The sequence below is a fragment of the Zhongshania aquatica genome (genome assembly GCF_027257955.1).
GTDB lineage: Bacteria > Pseudomonadota > Gammaproteobacteria > Pseudomonadales > Spongiibacteraceae > Spongiibacter > Spongiibacter aquatica.
Map to the genome: position 1 here is coordinate 34,915 of NZ_JANZNQ010000018.1, position 16,879 is coordinate 51,793.

General features: G+C 48.1%; 14 protein-coding genes. 9 read left to right on the forward strand and 5 right to left on the reverse strand.

Translation table 11 applies throughout. The features are described 5' to 3' along the window. Window positions 1–176: 176 nt before the first annotated feature. The 3 genes from O9X78_RS15910 to O9X78_RS15920 all read right to left on the reverse strand — a co-directional run bounded on the left by O9X78_RS15910 (window position 177) and on the right by O9X78_RS15920 (window position 3,475). On the reverse strand, window positions 177–1,361 hold the full coding sequence (locus O9X78_RS15910; RefSeq protein ID WP_269620718.1) for an acyl-CoA dehydrogenase family protein: 1,185 nt from the start codon (window positions 1,359–1,361) through the stop codon (window positions 177–179). Window positions 1,362–1,471: 110 nt separating this feature from the next. Further along, entirely contained in the window at window positions 1,472–2,383 is a 912-nt protein-coding gene (locus O9X78_RS15915) for a VOC family protein (protein WP_269620719.1), read from the reverse strand. 27 nt (window positions 2,384–2,410) lie between these two features. Then, window positions 2,411–3,475: a 3-ketosteroid-9-alpha-monooxygenase, oxygenase component gene (locus tag O9X78_RS15920; protein ID WP_269620720.1), complete on the reverse strand. Its 1,065-nt coding sequence runs from the start codon at window positions 3,473–3,475 to the stop codon at window positions 2,411–2,413. Between the two features lie 320 nt (window positions 3,476–3,795). Here O9X78_RS15920 and O9X78_RS15925 point away from each other — a divergent pair, with 320 nt between their 5' ends. The 4 genes from O9X78_RS15925 (at window position 3,796) to O9X78_RS15940 (ending at window position 9,379) form a co-directional block, all read left to right on the forward strand. Further along, on the forward strand, window positions 3,796–5,355 hold the full coding sequence (locus O9X78_RS15925) for a tetratricopeptide repeat-containing sulfotransferase family protein (RefSeq protein WP_269620721.1): 1,560 nt from the start codon (window positions 3,796–3,798) through the stop codon (window positions 5,353–5,355). Window positions 5,356–5,599: 244 nt separating this feature from the next. Continuing rightward, window positions 5,600–6,172, forward strand: a complete 573-nt coding sequence (locus O9X78_RS15930) for a DUF1214 domain-containing protein (protein WP_269620722.1) — start codon at window positions 5,600–5,602, stop codon at window positions 6,170–6,172. Beyond that, window positions 6,169–6,729, forward strand: a complete 561-nt coding sequence (locus O9X78_RS15935) for a DUF1254 domain-containing protein (protein ID WP_269620723.1) — start codon at window positions 6,169–6,171, stop codon at window positions 6,727–6,729. Before O9X78_RS15930 ends, O9X78_RS15935 begins: the two co-directional genes overlap by 4 nt. A 286-nt stretch (window positions 6,730–7,015) precedes the next feature. Next, complete coding sequence (locus O9X78_RS15940; protein ID WP_269620724.1) at window positions 7,016–9,379, forward strand: TonB-dependent receptor; 2,364 nt, start codon at window positions 7,016–7,018, stop codon at window positions 9,377–9,379. 32 nt (window positions 9,380–9,411) lie between these two features. On the opposite strand, the gene O9X78_RS15945 is transcribed toward O9X78_RS15940, so the two are convergent. Further along, window positions 9,412–10,320, reverse strand: coding sequence for a LysR substrate-binding domain-containing protein (locus O9X78_RS15945; protein ID WP_269620725.1), 909 nt, complete (start codon window positions 10,318–10,320; stop codon window positions 9,412–9,414). 87 nt (window positions 10,321–10,407) lie between these two features. Between O9X78_RS15945 and O9X78_RS15950 the strand changes: the two genes are divergently transcribed. The 4 genes from O9X78_RS15950 (at window position 10,408) to O9X78_RS15965 (ending at window position 15,546) form a co-directional block, all read left to right on the forward strand. Continuing rightward, a complete protein-coding gene (locus tag O9X78_RS15950; RefSeq protein WP_269620726.1) occupies window positions 10,408–11,274 on the forward strand; it encodes a sterol desaturase family protein in 867 nt (288 codons plus the stop codon). A 64-nt stretch (window positions 11,275–11,338) separates the two neighbouring features. Continuing rightward, window positions 11,339–12,820: a flavin-containing monooxygenase gene (locus O9X78_RS15955; protein ID WP_269620727.1), complete on the forward strand. Its 1,482-nt coding sequence runs from the start codon at window positions 11,339–11,341 to the stop codon at window positions 12,818–12,820. Further along, window positions 12,817–14,604 carry an arylsulfatase gene (locus O9X78_RS15960; protein ID WP_269620728.1) on the forward strand — a complete coding sequence of 596 codons (1,788 nt, stop codon included), beginning with the start codon at window positions 12,817–12,819 and terminating at the stop codon, window positions 14,602–14,604. The genes O9X78_RS15955 and O9X78_RS15960 overlap by 4 nt, the downstream gene beginning before the upstream one ends. 36 nt (window positions 14,605–14,640) lie before the next feature. Further along, window positions 14,641–15,546 carry an alpha/beta hydrolase gene (locus O9X78_RS15965; protein WP_269620729.1) on the forward strand — a complete coding sequence of 302 codons (906 nt, stop codon included), beginning with the start codon at window positions 14,641–14,643 and terminating at the stop codon, window positions 15,544–15,546. Between the two features lie 57 nt (window positions 15,547–15,603). Here O9X78_RS15965 and O9X78_RS15970 read toward each other — a convergent pair whose 3' ends face one another. Further along, window positions 15,604–15,801 (reverse strand): CPXCG motif-containing cysteine-rich protein, encoded by a 198-nt coding sequence (locus tag O9X78_RS15970; protein ID WP_269620730.1) that lies wholly within the window; start codon window positions 15,799–15,801, stop codon window positions 15,604–15,606. 141 nt (window positions 15,802–15,942) lie between these two features. On the opposite strand from O9X78_RS15970, the gene O9X78_RS15975 reads away from it, so the two are divergent. Continuing rightward, a complete protein-coding gene (locus O9X78_RS15975) occupies window positions 15,943–16,857 on the forward strand; it encodes an SDR family NAD(P)-dependent oxidoreductase (protein ID WP_269620731.1) in 915 nt (304 codons plus the stop codon). The last annotated feature ends 22 nt before the right edge of the window (window positions 16,858–16,879 follow it).

Consider the following 16,879-nt stretch of genomic DNA (forward strand, 5'->3'; position numbering starts at 1 on the left):
CTTTAAATAAATAGTTAGGAAAAACTCTATGTTACACGTCTCTATGATGCAGGGCGACTAAGCAAAGGAGTAGTTTTTGTGACCTTAGATTCCATACTCTCTCGAAAAACTCAAATCACAGGCATAAAAAAACCCGGATATACCGGGTTTTAAAACACTACAGCGTTGTCATTTACCTATACAAAGAAATCGCCGTTATCCATACCCAAGCCTAAACCACCGAGGTTACGAGCAAAGCTGGTCGGGTTATTCGCCACGTGTGCCCGCGCCGTATGGACATCAAGAAAGCGCTGCTGAATCTCGCTACCCAAGAACACCGACTGCCCACCCGCTACTTCGAACAGAGAGTCGATAATCTGAATGCTTTTAGTGATTACCAGTGAAGCGTGATAACGGTAACGCACACGATCCTCTACTGGAACAGGTTTTCCGGCCTCAACAAGGGCCATCATATTGTCGAAATTCCGGAACAGCAGCGCTTCCATCTCATCTATGCCGTTAACCGCTCCGGCAATGCGTTCTTGAACTTGGGTGTCGCCCGCCAATTTAGTCGGATCACCACTCGCCTTATTCAACACCGCATGCTTATACAACTCAACTGCTGACTTACAGGCTCCAATCGCCGGAGTACATACCACACGAATAAACGTTTGCGCCCAAGGCAATTGATATAGAGGCGCCGTATTAACCGCCTGACCAGGATTAGTACACGCAAAGCCATCGGTTTGTTTATGGGTCATATAATCTGGAACGTACACGTCGTTCACGGCAATATCGTTACTACCGGTTCCTTCTAAGCCCATAGACTGCCAAGTATCGATGATCTCGTAATCACCTTTAGGCACGAGAAAAGTTCGATAGCCATCGCCGGGAATAATCGCACCCAACAAGGCCCACGTACAGTGATCGCTACCACTAGACCAGCCCCAACGGCCACTCAATTTAAAGCCGCCATCAACCACGGTAACTTTACCCATCGGCGCATACGACGACGATACACGGGTATGAATATTGTCGCCCCAAATCGCCTGCTGAGCGCGGTCATCCATAATGGCTATTTGAAAGGCGTGAACGGCAATAATGCCGCTCGCCCATGCTGTAGACATACAGCCTTCCGCCAGAGCTATTTGCATACGGAAGAAATCCTGCGGGCTCAACTCAAGTCCGCCGTAGCGCTTAGGCTGAAGGGCTAAGAAAAAGCCAATATCCTGCAATTCGTCGATAGATGCCTGCGGAACTTTACGCAACTGTTTGGTTTCTGCCGCTCGCTCACGCAGACGCGGCTGCATGTCTTTTATCGCGGCCATCATATCAGCCACTGAATACTCTTTAGTTTCGCTCTTCGCTTGCGCTACGCTCATCGGACTTCTCCTTTACTCATTCTTATTGGCGAGGCGGCAATCTTGATGCAAACAGCCTAACCACGATGCAAACAGTGCGGCAGCTAACCGCAATAAAAACCAAACGAGAACTAGGCGTCTGGCATATTAAATTTGTGGCCCCACAAACTTGGCAAGCTCGTTACCGTGGGGGTAAATCCGTCCCAATCCATTTGCAGACCGTCGGTGCCAAATTCCATGGCAAAACCCGTCGGCGTTGCCATATAAAAAGACAGCATATTGTCATTTGTATGACGACCCAAAGTGGACACAATAGGAATGCCTGCTTCCTCTACGCGATCTAAGCAATAACCGACTTCATCGACATCGGTAACTTCTAACATCAAATGCACACAGCCAACGGGATTCGCTTTATCTTCATACAAGGCCAAGCTGTGATGGCGTGGGTTATTAACGTGCATAAAGTGCAGACCTTGGCCCGGATCATCTGGGTCTGGCGAGAATTTAAAATGCATATAATCGCTGTCGCCAAAGCCCAGCAGGTTCTTATAGAAATTGTGGGTTTCAGTGAGTTTTGCGGCGGGTAATACCGCATGACCAAAACCCATATCGCCGTTAAAGCCGGTCTCAAACCCTGAGATGCCTTTAGGCGATATAAATTTAGCGTAATCCAACTCACCGCCCCAAAACAGCTCTAGGCCATTGCCAGACGGATCTTGCAAACGAATCAAGCCACGAACACGGCGCGCTTTTGCCTCGCTTGCAGACGCTTCGGTAAATGACACGCCAGCTGCCTTCAGTTCGGCTTTGGCGGTGGCGAAACCCGCCTCATCTGCCATTTCCCAACCGCAGCAAGCCAAACGATTTTGCTCTGCTTTCACAACCGCAAACCGGTAGGGACGAGTATCCATTTTTAAATAGACATTACCGTCATCCGGCATAGTCGGTGCAACCATCAGCCCTAAAATATTAGTCCCGTAATCCAGCCACTGTTGCGGCTCCGTCGACTCAATAACTACATAAGCTAAGCTGCGAACTTCCATTACCACTCCCTATTATTATCGTTACGATCAGGTATTACGTATGGCGTAATCCACCACGTATTCACGCTTTTCACTAAATGCTGCTGGCACATCAGCCAAGTCTAAATAGAATTGGTTATACCACTGGCGAAGACGAGTGATCGGGCCATCTCCATCGCACAACACTGGATTATCTACCCGCGTTTTGGTGTGCCATATATGCACATCCTGAAAGAACGCTGTGCGGTTTTGCTCTGTGTACTGACGTGCCATTTCCTCATTCTGCTCGTCTGTCATACCGGCGATTTTTTTCACCGCCACGCCAAAGCGCAAATCAAAACTGTTGTGGTTGATCGGCACATGGGTCACTAACAAACGTGACGCGACATCCATACCTTCTACCTGACCAGTCATAAAGGTATTCATATACGCAGGGCCGTAGTAAGTCGCTTCTGAACTGAGCTCACCGTCTTCGGCCAACAATTCAGACCCGCCAATTAGCTCCTGACGATAGGTATGTTTATACACAATATTTTTGAATTCTTTTATCGGCGCGCCATGGATAGGACCAAAATGTGCAACGTCGGCCATATTATCAATGAGCTCGCGGGCGTTGGTATTGATGGTCATCAAATCCATTTGCCAAATTGTCCAATCATCGCTGAATACATCATCAATACGCGGAGGACGCTGATCTTCAATCGGTGGGTTGCCTTCGGGATCAAACCACATAAACAATAAGTGATTTTCTTCCAACGTAGGGTAGGAACGAATTACCGCTTTAGCGGGAATACGCTTGGCATAGGGTATTTCATCGCACACGCCATCCGCTCCCCAACGCCACGAGTGGAAAGGACAGCGAATAGAGTTGCCCTCTACACAACCTTCACTAAGGTCTGCGCCCATATGCGGGCAGTAACCGTCGAGAATATGCATCTCGCCATCTTCGCCGCGATAGGCGACTAAGCGGGTACCAAAGTAATTGAGTTTGACCGGCGTGCTGGTATATTCACTCGCCAAACCGAGACAGTACCAACCACGGGCATAGCGGTCGGGTAATTCCGCTGCCTCAATAATATGTGGCTGGCGCGGCACTTGCGCTACCTGACTCATTGTTATTCTCCTTCAGACGCGTTTTTCATAGGGGTTCTGTATGGTGAAAAATTCTCACACATGCCCCCCAGCCACACCATCCTCCGTTTAGACGAGCCACACACAATCAATAACACATTGTTTTTATTATGTTTTTTAACATGTAACAGCAAATACAGAAGCCGGCCCGGCGACTTTAAAAATATCTACGGTCCGGTATCGTCCACCATACCCAAACGTTACAATGACAAACACACATTTCTAGCAATCACTTATCCGTCGGCACACAACACGCTGGCTTTAGCAGATTTGCAGTCACTACCAAAAGATCACGGGCAACAATGGCGAGTAAAAAAGCACCGAGCAAGACTCCAGTCGACAAACATGAGCGAAAAGACGTCACGATAAGCCTTCCAGGCCGGCCGGGTAGCAACAAAATGCCCGCACATCAGGCACTCAACTTCGCCGCGCAACTCGCCAAAGACGGAAAATCCCCTGTTGTTATTATATTGAGCCGGCAATTACTGGAGCAGATTCCACAGCTCACTAGAGCATGGTATTTACTATTTAACGCTCTGACCGAAGCTGGCGACTATGCTGGCTTGCTCGCCGCTACAAACCAGTACCTCAGCAGCAAGCCCCGCGACATTGCAGCCTTGCTTTCCCAAGCCACCGCGCAAAGACTGCTGGGCCAACACGACAACGCACTGCACTCCATAGAAAAGGTTTTACGCTTAGCGCCCGCGAATATAAACGCGGTCAATCAACAAGGCGTAACGCTAAAAGAAATCGGGAAAATGCCAGAAGCCCTAGAGAGCTTTAATCGCTGTATCCGGCTTTCACCATTAGACGGTTATGCCTACTGGAATAGATCCGACCTACTCAAAGACATCGACGCGGATGAACTCGCAAAAATGGAGTCGATACTCAGTAAGCCTTCGCTATCTGCACATAACAGGGCGCGCATTCACTTCGCGCTCGCACGCGGTTATGAGTTTTATGGCGATACGCAAAAGCAGTTTTCGCATATCGAGCAGGGCGCCAAGCTGAAACGGACTTTACTGCAGTACGATCACGCAGAAGAGATGCAGCAAATTCGCGAGATTCCTAAACACTTTAGCGCAGAGGTTTTGCAGCAAGCACCTCTACCACGGGACGCTGAAACGTCTAATCCCATTTTTATTTGCGGCCTACCACGCAGCGGCACTACCTTAGTCGAGCAGATTATCTCCAGCCACTCCATGGTCACTGCTGGCGACGAATTAGTCGCACTTACCCGCGCCTCATACGCCGTACTGCAACAAAAGCGCATAGACAAACCATTTCCCCTTTGGGCGAATGATCTGAACCCAGCGGATTGGAAGGCTATTGGCGACAAGTACCAGTTACTTACGAGTGAACTACACACCACTAAATATTTTACCGATAAATATCTGCAAAATTACAAAGCGCTAGGGCTCATTCACTTAGCAAGACCAGAGGCAAAAATCATTTTCTGCCGACGGAATCCAATGGATAATTTGTGGGGATGTTATCGCCAATACTTTGCAGATGGCCTGCGATTCACTTACGACCAAGAAGAACTAGCCGACACTTACCACGGCGCCGCCGAGCTGTATCGCTACTGGCAGACCGTAATTCCAAATAAGGTATTCTTCTTAGAATACGAAACACTTATCAATGACTACGAATCTACCGTCAAAGCACTTCTCGCCTTTCTCGACCTACCATGGGAAGAAAGTTGCCTGCATTTTTACAACAACCCTCGGGCAGTTAGAACCACTTCGGCAACCCAAGTCAGATCACCGATCAATAACAGTAGAATTGATCAATGGAAGAAATTTGAACAGCAGCTTCAGCCAATGTACCAGCGTCTTATTGAACTTGGCGAGATAGAGTAAGGTCTTGCGAGAAGCTCATAGAATATAAATAACATAACGCTTAGCCTGCTACTTTTTAATGCGGCTGCGTTGAAAACTAAAATCGAATTATAAAAAAATAAGCGGTCAGTGAACTACCTATGTATTATTTTGTGTAAAACCTTGTGTACTATGACGAAAAATAAGTGGTTTATAGATTATCTGTTCACAACGAACAGGCTTAAATAAACACATTCAAAATTCACTTGCGATAATAAAATAAACTATGCGAGTACTTAACATTACCGTCACGCTTGGCCTCGGAGTAGCGATCGGCATTTGGTCTGCCAGCCTGATGCTAAAACACCAGCTAAACTCATCGTCAGTGCACAATGGCCCGTGGCGAACATTATTAACCGCCGGGTCTACCGATGCAGGAATGTATCAACGGTCGGGGATAGCCATCGGTGGTTTACTGGCCTTATCCAAGCAAGAAACGCTCTACTTCACTGCCTTTGAAGACAGCAGCGGAAACCTATTACAAGAACAATGTAACTACCGCGTTCTAGGTAACGACCCTGACGCCCGCTGGTGGAGCCTAACCGCCTACGCGGCCGATCATTATTTACCGCAAAACGACGACAATGCCTTGTCCATCGCCAAAACAACAGTCGAACGTGACGACGGTGGACATTTTGAGATTATGGTATCGGCAGACCCACAGCCTAAAAACTGGATCTCAAGCCGCGCCGCTGGCGACTACTCCTTAACACTGCGTCTCTACAATCCCAGTAGCCGTGTTTATAAAGCACCTGCAGCCGTCAAACTTCCCGACATTCTGCGGGAGGACTGCCAATGAAACGCGCAGCTCGCTGGATACTATCAATAGCCGTAATAGCGGCTGTCACTCACTTGGTCGCGATACTCATTTTACCTAGGGCGTTAATGACACTCATTGTGTTCAAAGTCAGCTCAGAGGCCAACGGCGCAAACCAGCTATACCTACCCGACCGCATTACTTCTAATTCCCGGAAGATTGTTCGCCCGGCACCAGATCTTGCCTATGCAATTTGCGCCTACGATCTTAGCGATGGCCCCGTAATTGCAACATTGAACGCGTCCGAAACCTACTCATCGCTGTCTGTGTTTGCAAACAATACCGACAACGTTTTCGCGATCAATGATCGTGCCGTTACAGGAGATTTTTCCTCAGTTTTCCTATCTAGCGAAGACTCTGAGGTGACGCCACCTGCAGATGCCATTGCGGTGAAGGTCCCAAGCAACAGCGGCTTGATACTTTGGCGGCGAGTCATTACATCGAATGCCGACTGGCCCAGAGCGGATGCTGCGCGTAGAGAAGTTACCTGCACCCCATACCACTCAAAGGTATCCCCGGTTTTAGCCCCCGAAAGCTGAGCAACTTGATGTTAGTCACTATTCGCGGCCAACATCTACGCGTTGCACTCAAACCTGATCTGCATACTCTCTGCGAGGCGAACGGCTAACCCCGAGTCAAAATACCAGTGGTCATTGCCAAGCAAAGAAGCCAGTGAAGTGAATATCAAAAGACAGCAACTATTAGCATAAATAGTGTCATTACTTTACTTTTGGCCCTATTGTGATAGCGTGCAGAATAGAAATACCGGTCAATATAAAAATTATAAGCTTCGCGCGCTTGAGCGCGTCTACCCCGGAACACAATATGAATAACAATAATTACTCAATTCGCTCAACCGTAAGACCATATATATTTAGTATCAGCGCAGCCGTACTCGCGCCAGTAGAGTTGACTTATGCCGCACAGCTTGAAGAGGTGATTGTCACAGCACAAAAGCGCGCAGAAGATATGCAGACAGTCCCTGTGTCTGTATCCGCATTAACAGCGGATCAGCTTGCCGATATTGGTTTTAACGACATTAGCGATATTGCCGCACAGGTCCCATCGCTGATCGTGCTTACCAATATTAGCCCCCTAGCGACCACTTTCAGAATTCGCAACATTGGCAATGCAGGGAATATCCCAAATTTTGAGCCGGCCACCGGTCTATTTATTGATGGCGCCTTTCGATCCCGTTCGGGTATCGGGATGGGCGACCTAGTAGACGTGAGTTCCGTAGAGGTTTTGAAAGGCCCGCAAAGTACCTTACACGGCAAAAACGTCACCGCCGGGGTGATCAGCGTCGCAACCCAAGGCCCGACAGAAAACGTTGAAGCCATGGCCGAAGTCAGTTTCGGCAGCGACAATTTAAAACAAATTAAAGCCTATATTAGCGGCCCCTTTACCGATTCAATTGCAGGACGACTAAGCCTTGTCGATACCGGTCGAAGCGAATTAATTGATAATGTCGCGGGACCGAAAAGTGAGGGCCTAAATGGCTACGCTATTCGCGGCCAACTGCGAATGGATTTCAGCGAATCACTTTATGCACGCCTTATCGTCGGTTACGCAGACAAAGACATGAACACGACCACCGGCGATGTATTTTTAAGCGACGCCATGCAGAGAATCTTACGTAACGCGGGTGCAAGTTTAACAATACCAAATGACCCATCAGACCGACTCATCGAATACAGCGAAGGCAGTGGTTATATTGGTGATTCCAACGATGTCATTTTCACCATGGAATACAGTGGCGATGGCTACTCCCTAACGTCGATCAGTAGTTACGATGACTACGACGGCTTAACGTATTTAGACGATGTTGAACAGGCCAGTTTACTATTGGCCGATTTTAAGGATCGCCAAGCAGGTGAATCCTATTCTCAGGAATTCCGAATAGCCTCAGACACCAGCGGCCCATTCAGCTGGCTCGGCGGGGTGTTTTTATATACCAACGAATTCCGTCGGGGCGACAAATCACTGCCTGAATTCATCGCCCAAAAAGATGTTGAAGCCTTTGGCGGCGCCGTCGCCGGAGAATTGGCAAGCAGAGGCCTTCTCCCAATCAATCTAGGCTCACTACCATTACCACTACTCGGCGTTGAGGGTGATCGCGGCGACTACTACATCACTCAGAACACAGACAGCTTCGGTATATTTACCAAACTGGATTATGAGTTTAGCGACGCGTGGAAAGCGGCATTTGGCCTACGCTATTCTTATGAGGATAAAACCGGCGTGGTTAACCAAACCGCGCAGTTGTCCGCGCTTGGATGTATTCCTCCGTTAAATACCAATCTAATTTGTCTCGTTACGCCCGACGGCAATAATTTTAATCAATCGAAAAGTTTTGACGCAATCACCGGTTCCTTGTCTACCAGCTATTTCGTCAATGAAGACACGATGTTCTACGGGGTAATTTCAACAGGCTTTAAAGCAGGCGGCTTCAGCTTACAAAATGGCACCGCAACCGATGACATGCGTCCCTTCGGTGAAGAGGAAGTTATCAACTTTGAATTAGGCGCCAAAACCGAATTCCTAGATCGCCGAGCGCGAGTAAACGCCTCTATTTTTCACACCGAGTATAAGAATTTTCAGAACGCCAGTTTCGCGGGATTAGTATTTATTATAAACAATGCGGACCTAGTGACCGTAGACGGCATAGAAGTCGATTCAACCGTGATCCTCACAGAGAATCTATCAACGACAATTAACTTTGCCTACATTGATACCGTTTTCGACAGCTATGACGGCGGCCAGTGTTACTACGGGCGAGAACCAGACAACGACCTGGGGCAATGTCGCTTGGATGGCGAGGAACTGCCCTCGGCAACCAAATTTAAAGGCAACATAGCACTGAATTGGCGCTATCCTTTAGCCAGCGGCGATCTCTATTCTCGATTGGACTACGCCTACACTGGCGAGGCGAACGCAAGTTCAGCGCTAGACCCTCGGTTTGATCAACCAGCATCGAACACACTGAACCTTCGTTTAGGTTGGCGAACAGCGAATATAGATATCGCTTTCTGGGGAAGAAACATCACCGACGAAGTGCATATCGACCAAGTCGCCCCGGCCAATATATTTACCACCATTGATTCGCGGGTTAACTCTCCAGTCGGTTCGTATCAGGCATTTACAAACCAGCCGAGGTCGCTTGGTTTAACGGCTCGCTACACCTATTAAACGAGACCTAGCGGTGATACTAGAGCCGCCGCTTAAACACACTCCATAATCAGCGATTTCAACCAGCGGTGGCCCTTGTCTTGGCTCATCGCCCGGTGCCAAATCAAATAAATGGGTAGCGAAGGCAGCCCAAGGGGCAGCTTAAATATTTTCAGCCTGTCTTTGTACAGAAAGAACTCAGCCATTGGCCGCGGAACGATAGCAATGCCATCGGACTGCATCACCACCGTCGGCACGGCAATATACTGATTCACCTCGGTAAGTATCTTACGGGTGCCGCCCTGCTCCTCCATAAACTGCTGTAGCAGCTCGCGACGGTCGCTGCCAAAACTCATCACAATGTGTTTTTCTTCAAAAAACTGCTTATTGCTGATCGACGACTTATCGCCCAAACGGGGGTGATCATGCCGGGCGATAACCACAATTTCTTCTGGCTTAAATTCGCAATAATCTAATCGCTTATCTTGAGGCGAAATAAAGTCGAAGCAGAAATCGATCTTTCCTTCCTTGAGCGACTCCAAGCCAGTTTCCTGATCATCCAAATGGGAGTAAATACTGATGCCGGTTTTCACCTGATTTACCTTTTCGAGAATACGCGGCAACAGGTTCAGCTCGCCATATCGGCCAAAGGCAATCTTAAAGACTCTATCTGATTCAGTGGGTTCGAAATGTTTATTGGAATCCAGTGTGTCTTGTATTTTTAGCAGGACCTCTTGGATTGGACCCGCAATTTCGATGGCCCTAACCGTAGGCTTCATACCATTGCGGGTGCGAATAAAAAGCTCATCGTCAAAGGTCTGGCGCAGACGTCTAAGCGCGTGACTGGTGGCCGGTTGAGTCATGTGCAACTGCTCAGCGGCCTTGGACATCTGACCATGGGTCATTATCGCGTCGAAGATGGTGAGTAAATTAAGATCAACCGATCGTAAATTAAGTTTCATGCATATTACTTATACTATTATTGAATTGTACTAATATTAACAAACTGCGTAAGGTCTCACCATCACAAGCTGCGCGCGAGCTGCGAAATGGAGAATGTATCAAACGGCTACACTACTTACTCTCTCGGGGTGATTGCCTTTTTCATCCTGTATGAGTGGGCAAAAGGCGCAACCAAAGCGGGTAAAAAAACTGGCAAAGACTGGCAGATGCTCGGGATCGCGGTTACTTGGCTACACTTTATAGAAAGACCACTGCTCATACTAAGCAGCTTTGGCCTGTTCACCTTATTGATGCCAGAGCATGCAGGCGTTTTAGCATGGCTAGACGACCGCCATCTAATAGCTGGCGTTATCGGCTTTATTTTGATTGACGAACTTTTGCACGGCTGGGTGCATAATTTCGCCCACGCGCGCACCCCGAATAATCCCATGCTGGCCAAACTACAACGCTGGTATAAAGTTACCCACCGAACCCATCATTTACACGGCGGCGCCGACAATCGCGGTGAATTGGGCGTCAGCCAAACCATCGTTGTCGGCTGGGGCTGGGCCTTCACCCTGCCCAATTACTGGTTTGGCTATTTGTGTCTTTACCTCGGGCTATTTCATGTGTGGGCCATTGGCACCGCCATAAAAAGCATCTGGGGAATACATACCCACGCCAATCTAGACTACGATCTAAAATTACTAAATCACCGCAACCCCGTGGTTTCCAAAACCATGTATGCGCTATGCCATATTTTGACCTTTCCTACCCAGCACCATCACCATCATAGCCGCAGCCCAACATCCGCCTGTAACCTTCAAAATATGTTGGCACTGTATGATTGGCTACTGTGGAAAAAGCTTGCGATTGAATTTGAACGCCCAAAAATTTACGGCTGGCGCAAAAATGAAAAAGAAGAAAATAGTGTGCTCTATCGTTACTTCTACCGGCCACTCAGAAAAAGTTAATAACAATTAGACCGCAAATTATCTTCCCACAATAACGATGCAACGGGCAAAAACCGGAATAAATATGACATTAAAAACACCCGCAAATACGAGCGAGCAGATTACTTTTCACGAGACGATTGTCGTTGGTGCTGGCATTTCCGGAATTTGTGCTGCCATCAAACTAAAGCAGGCGAAAATCGATTTCATTGTGTTAGAAAAGTCCCATGAAGCGGGCGGTGTATGGCGAGAAAACGTCTACCCCGACTGCGCCTGTGATGTGCCATCTGCTCTTTACTCCTATTCCTTCGCACCAAATCCAGATTGGACACGTGTCTTCGCGACACAGCAAGAAATAAAGGCTTATACCCATAACACGGTAAAACGCTTTAAGATTGATCAACACATCCACTTCAACCATCAACTTAGCAAATGCAATTGGCATGAGTCCGACAAATGCTGGCAGCTCGAAACCAACGGCGGCATCTACCGCGCTCGCTTCGTGATTATGGCCTGCGGGCCTATGCACATACCATTGATTCCGCACATCAAAGGCATAGAAACGTTTCCCGGCAAGTCATTCCACTCTGCCACGTGGGATACCGAATATGATCTAAGCGAAAAACGTGTAGCCGTCATCGGCTCAGGTGGCTCGGCCATTCAATTTTTACCGGCCATCCAAAGAAAGACAAAAAAAATCACGCTTTTTCAACGCACTCCACCGTGGGTATTACCAAAGGTAGACACCAAAATATCTGACCGCTGGCGGAAGAATTTCAAGCGTTTTCCGTTTACTCAAAAGCTATTCCGAAAGGTGCTTTTTTTCCAATTTGAATTTCTCAACCACAATTTAAAAAACAAGTGGTTCTCACAAAAACTGGAAACCGCAGCAATCAAACACATACATCGCGGCGTAAAAGACGAGGCGCTGAGGGAAAAGCTAAAGCCCGACTACTCCCTTGGCTGCAAACGTATACTGCTGTCGAATAACTGGTACAAAGCACTCGGCAAAGACAATGTTGAGGTATTCCCTGGCATCGCTGAGATTCAAGGCAACAAACTCATTGCTAGCGATGGTTCGAGCTGCGAAGTCGACGTCATAATTTATGGTACGGGCTTCGAAGTGTCCGACCCGCCAATCGGTAAGCTCATTTATGGTCGCAATGGTCGGAGCTTGTCTGATCAATGGTCCGGTTCGCCATCAGCTTATTTGGGCACCATGGCCGAAGATTGCCCTAATTTATTTTTAACCCTCGGCCCAAATCTCTACACCTATACGTCTGCCTTTGTGATTATTGAAGCCCAAGTAAAATATATTTTGAGCGCCATCACCAAGGCGCGTAAGAGAAATATTGCCACAATAACGGTCAACAAAGAAAAAAGCGAAAAACTCAATAAATCGCTACAAAACGCATTGCAAGGTACGGTTTGGAATAGCGGCTGTGCCAGCTATTTTATCGACAAAACCGGTCGCAACAGCGTGAATTGGCCTTGGACAACGATGAAAATGCAGCGCCGCTTGAGCAAAATTAAACTTGCCGAATTTCAGATCGAGAAACAGTTATGACATTCGCAGCCAAGCACGCAGTACTCATCCTGTCAGCATTTCTCGCAAGCGGCCTAAGCTATTCACAGGCGGAACACGTCGATCAACAGGATCGGCAGCCAAACATTGTGCTTATCCTCGCCGACGATTTGGGCTTTAGCGACACTGCGCCCTATGGCAGCGAAGTAGACACACCGAATATCTCTGCCCTTGCAGACATGGGAGTGCAATTTACCAATTACCATACCGCTGCGACATGCGCACCGTCTCGAGCGATGTTACTCACTGGCGTAGATAGCCACCGCAACGGTGTACCCAATATTCCGGAAACCATTCCCCCAGAGCAAAAGCGCTTCCCCCACTACCAAGGCACCCTTGATCCGAAAATAGATACGGTTGCCAATATACTCAATTCGGTTGGCTACCACACATACATCGCAGGTAAATGGCATCTAGGCAACGCCCCCGAACAATTACCCAGTCAACGCGGCTTCGATCGCAGCTTTGCCCTAGGTGCTACCGGTGCAGACAATTGGGAGGATAGGCCCTACCTTCCTATTTCCGATCGCGCCGAATGGTTTGCCGATGGTAAAGCCGCCAAACTACCTGAAAAGTTTTACTCATCTGAATTTCTGGTGGATAAAACCATTGAATTTATCGACAGTAATGCGCAAGACAAAAAGCCCTTCTTTGCCTACATTCCGTTTCAAGCGGTTCATATTCCTGTGCAGGCGCCACAGGAATTTATCGATAAATACGACGAGCTGTACCGCGATGGTTGGCAGGCGCTGCGAGAAACCCGCCAAGCAAAGCTCAAGGCTCTGGGACTAATCCCCAACGACAGCAATATGGTGCGCATGAGCACCATGGGACACTGGGATGCGCAGACCGAAGAGCAGAAGCGATATCAAGCAAAAAGGATGGCCGTGTATGCGGGTATGATAGACGCAATGGACTTCCATATTGGCCGTCTGATCACCCACCTAAAATCCATCGGTGAATTTGACAATACCGTATTTATTTTCACCTCCGACAACGGCAGCGAAGCCACCGGTGAGAATAACGCCCGAGATCTTTACGGCCGCTTAGTGATGAAATTTCTCGGCTACCGCAACGACTATGAAACCCTTGGTCTCAAAGGTAGCATGAATGTGATTGGCCCCAGCTTCGCCAGCGCAGCTGCCTCACCACTAGCCTATTACAAGTTTTATGCCGGTGAGGGCGGAATGCGGGTGCCACTTATTATTGCAGGGAAACCGCTGCAACGTTCTGAGAAAACGGTAAGCAATAGCTTTAGCTTTGTTACTGACATAACACCAACCATCATTGACATTGCCGGTGCTGAATTTTCAAGTAAGTCTAAAGAACTCGTGTCTGGACGGAGTTTACTACCCGTAGTAAAGGGTGACATTGAGCATACATATGGCCCGAACGACTCAATAGGTTATGAATTAGGAGGCAATGCGGCGCTATTTCGTGGTGACTACAAGCTCGTCAAAGTCAGTGGCAAAATTGCTGACGACCAATGGCATTTATATAACATAGTCAATGACCCAGGAGAGACTGTAGACCTGAGGGCAACGTTACCCGAGCGCTATGCATTAATGCTAAACGAGTATAAGCAATACGCGAAAGATAACAATGTTCTGGACATGCCCGCGGGCTACGACCATGAACGCCAAGGAATCATCAATGGCATCAATACCCGTTTACCCAATCTCCGTTTATACGTGAGTATTATTGGCGGAGTACTAATCCTATTTGCCCTAATCACGATTGTCCGCGCTCGTCGCAGATATAAGTAAACGAATGACAATCACTCATCTTTTAGAGATTTAACTATGAGTTGGCAGAACTTTATTCTCAGCGCCGTCATCCGCCGTCAACAAAAAGCAGCGATGAAGCTGAGCCCAGAACACCGATTTAAGCGCCAACGGAAATTCATGGCGATGGAAATCGGCAAAGCCAATAAATCTATTATCTGTCAGCCCGATGAAATCAACGGCGTAAAGGTCGAATGGCTTATACCCAAGGGAATAAAAAATACAGTCAGTGCACCTGTGTGTGTTTACTACCACGGTGGCGCCTTCATTATGGGTGGCATGAATAGCCATCGACAAATGTGCAGCGAACTCGCGGCATATGCCAATATAAAAGTGCTAATGGTGGATTACCGCCTTGCCCCCGAGCATCCTTTCCCAGCGGCCACTGACGATGCCATGACCGTCTATTTAGCTTTAATCGACGCAGGTCATTCAGCAACAAGCATGGTCATTGCCGGAGACAGCGCTGGCGGAAATCTCGCCCTCACGACATTACAAAAACTGCGCGATGACGGGAAAAAAAGTCCTGCTGCCGCAGTACTATTTTCACCCTGGCTAGATTTAAGCCACAGCAGTGAGTCGTTTAAAAACAATGCAAGAAAGGACGTACTACTGAATAAAACGCTACTTGATGAAGCGGTTGAGATGTATGCGTCTGCACTTTCTCGCAACGATCCAAGAGTATCTCCCCTATTCGGCAACGTGGCGGCACTACCGCCAATACTGACTATTGCTAGTCGATCTGAGGTCTTACTAGATGACGCCTCTCGTTTACACAATGAAATTGAAAAAGCTGGCGGCTGCAGTCGCTACTTAGAATGGAAAAAACCACCACATGCCTTCCCGGTAATGAGCCGATTCCTGCCAGAAGCGCGAAGCGCTTTACGCCAATCAGCGGCTTTTATCACTGAGTTTCTGCCTTAATCTAGGACGGAGCGACGACCCGACCATACAGTACCGACAGAAAATACTGCGCCGCAATCAATACGCGTCGTTCTCCGCATATACTCGAATACTCACTCCCTCCTCTTCATCAAAGGAAAGCACAATAGACATCGGTCGACAGCAAACCTCGCAATCTTCAATGTACTGATCATCGCCTGCAGACGCGTCCACGAGTAATTCAATGGCCTCACCACAATAGGGACAGCGTTCAGAAATGGACTCAATAACATTCATTAACCTAACTCCGACGTTTTCAGCGTGAACCTACAGTAATATGTGAACAATTAGCATAAGGCAAACATCTACCCTCGATTTATACGCTATCACGTCCTAGAATACCCCGATTCATAAAATAACACCGCCGAGGAAAGTTTAATGAGCATTCGTTTTGATGGGAAAGTTGCCATAGTCACTGGCGCGGGCAACGGTTTAGGCAAAAGCCACGCTCTGGCATTAGCCGCTCGCGGCGCAAAGGTTGTTGTTAACGACCTAGGCGGCAGCAGAGACGGCACCGGCGCCTCATCCGCAGCAGCACAAGCTGTTGTTGCCGAAATTGAAGCAATGGGCGGCGAAGCCATCTCCCACGGTGCCAACGTTGCTGTCTTCAGCGAAGTAGAAGACATGGTGCAGCAAACCATCGCAAAGTGGGGCCGCGTCGACATTCTTATTAACAACGCAGGCATTTTGCGCGACAAAACATTCTCTAAAATGTCACTAGACGATTTCAAACTCGTCATGGACGTTCATCTCATGGGCTCGGTCAACTGCTGTAAAGCGGTGTGGGACATCATGAAACAACAGGAATATGGCCGTATTGTGATGACTACGTCCTCAAGCGGCTTATACGGCAACTTCGGCCAAAGCAACTATGGCGCAGCCAAAATGGCCGTTGTCGGCTTAATGAATACCCTGGGGATTGAAGGCGCGAAAAATAATATCCGCGTGAATTCACTAGCGCCGACTGCAGCAACCCGTATGACCGAAGACCTTATGCCCGCAGAAGTCTTAGCCATGTTGATTCCCGAAGCGGTTTCCGCAGGCGCGCTGGTACTTTGCCATGACGACGCACCGAGCAGAAATATTCTCTGCGCCGGCGCAGGTGGCTACGCAACAAGCGCTATTTTTGAAACCAAAGGTGTCTACCTGTCACCAGATCAGCAAACACCCGAAGCGGTATTCGCCAACTGGGATAAAATCTCTGACAGTTCTGAGCAATCAAAAATGGAAACGGGTTTTAGTCAATCTGAGAAGTTTTTGCTAAAGGCGCAGTCATACTTAAGCAATAAATAACATAAGTACTAATATAAAAAAA

Excerpts from the sequence above, each read along its gene's own strand:
- O9X78_RS15910 (WP_269620718.1), bottom strand. The coding sequence starts at position 1,361 with ATGAGCGTAGCGCAAGCGAAGAGCGAAACTAAAGAGTATTCAGTGGCT.
- O9X78_RS15915 (WP_269620719.1), bottom strand. The coding sequence starts at position 2,383 with ATGGAAGTTCGCAGCTTAGCTTATGTAGTTATTGAGTCGACGGAGCCG.
- O9X78_RS15920 (WP_269620720.1), bottom strand. The coding sequence starts at position 3,475 with ATGAGTCAGGTAGCGCAAGTGCCGCGCCAGCCACATATTATTGAGGCA.
- O9X78_RS15925 (WP_269620721.1), top strand. The coding sequence starts at position 3,796 with ATGGCGAGTAAAAAAGCACCGAGCAAGACTCCAGTCGACAAACATGAG.
- O9X78_RS15930 (WP_269620722.1), top strand. The coding sequence starts at position 5,600 with ATGCGAGTACTTAACATTACCGTCACGCTTGGCCTCGGAGTAGCGATC.
- O9X78_RS15935 (WP_269620723.1), top strand. The coding sequence starts at position 6,169 with ATGAAACGCGCAGCTCGCTGGATACTATCAATAGCCGTAATAGCGGCT.
- O9X78_RS15940 (WP_269620724.1), top strand. The coding sequence starts at position 7,016 with ATGAATAACAATAATTACTCAATTCGCTCAACCGTAAGACCATATATA.
- O9X78_RS15945 (WP_269620725.1), bottom strand. The coding sequence starts at position 10,320 with ATGAAACTTAATTTACGATCGGTTGATCTTAATTTACTCACCATCTTC.
- O9X78_RS15950 (WP_269620726.1), top strand. The coding sequence starts at position 10,408 with ATGGAGAATGTATCAAACGGCTACACTACTTACTCTCTCGGGGTGATT.
- O9X78_RS15955 (WP_269620727.1), top strand. The coding sequence starts at position 11,339 with ATGACATTAAAAACACCCGCAAATACGAGCGAGCAGATTACTTTTCAC.
- O9X78_RS15960 (WP_269620728.1), top strand. The coding sequence starts at position 12,817 with ATGACATTCGCAGCCAAGCACGCAGTACTCATCCTGTCAGCATTTCTC.
- O9X78_RS15965 (WP_269620729.1), top strand. The coding sequence starts at position 14,641 with ATGAGTTGGCAGAACTTTATTCTCAGCGCCGTCATCCGCCGTCAACAA.
- O9X78_RS15970 (WP_269620730.1), bottom strand. The coding sequence starts at position 15,801 with ATGAATGTTATTGAGTCCATTTCTGAACGCTGTCCCTATTGTGGTGAG.
- O9X78_RS15975 (WP_269620731.1), top strand. The coding sequence starts at position 15,943 with ATGAGCATTCGTTTTGATGGGAAAGTTGCCATAGTCACTGGCGCGGGC.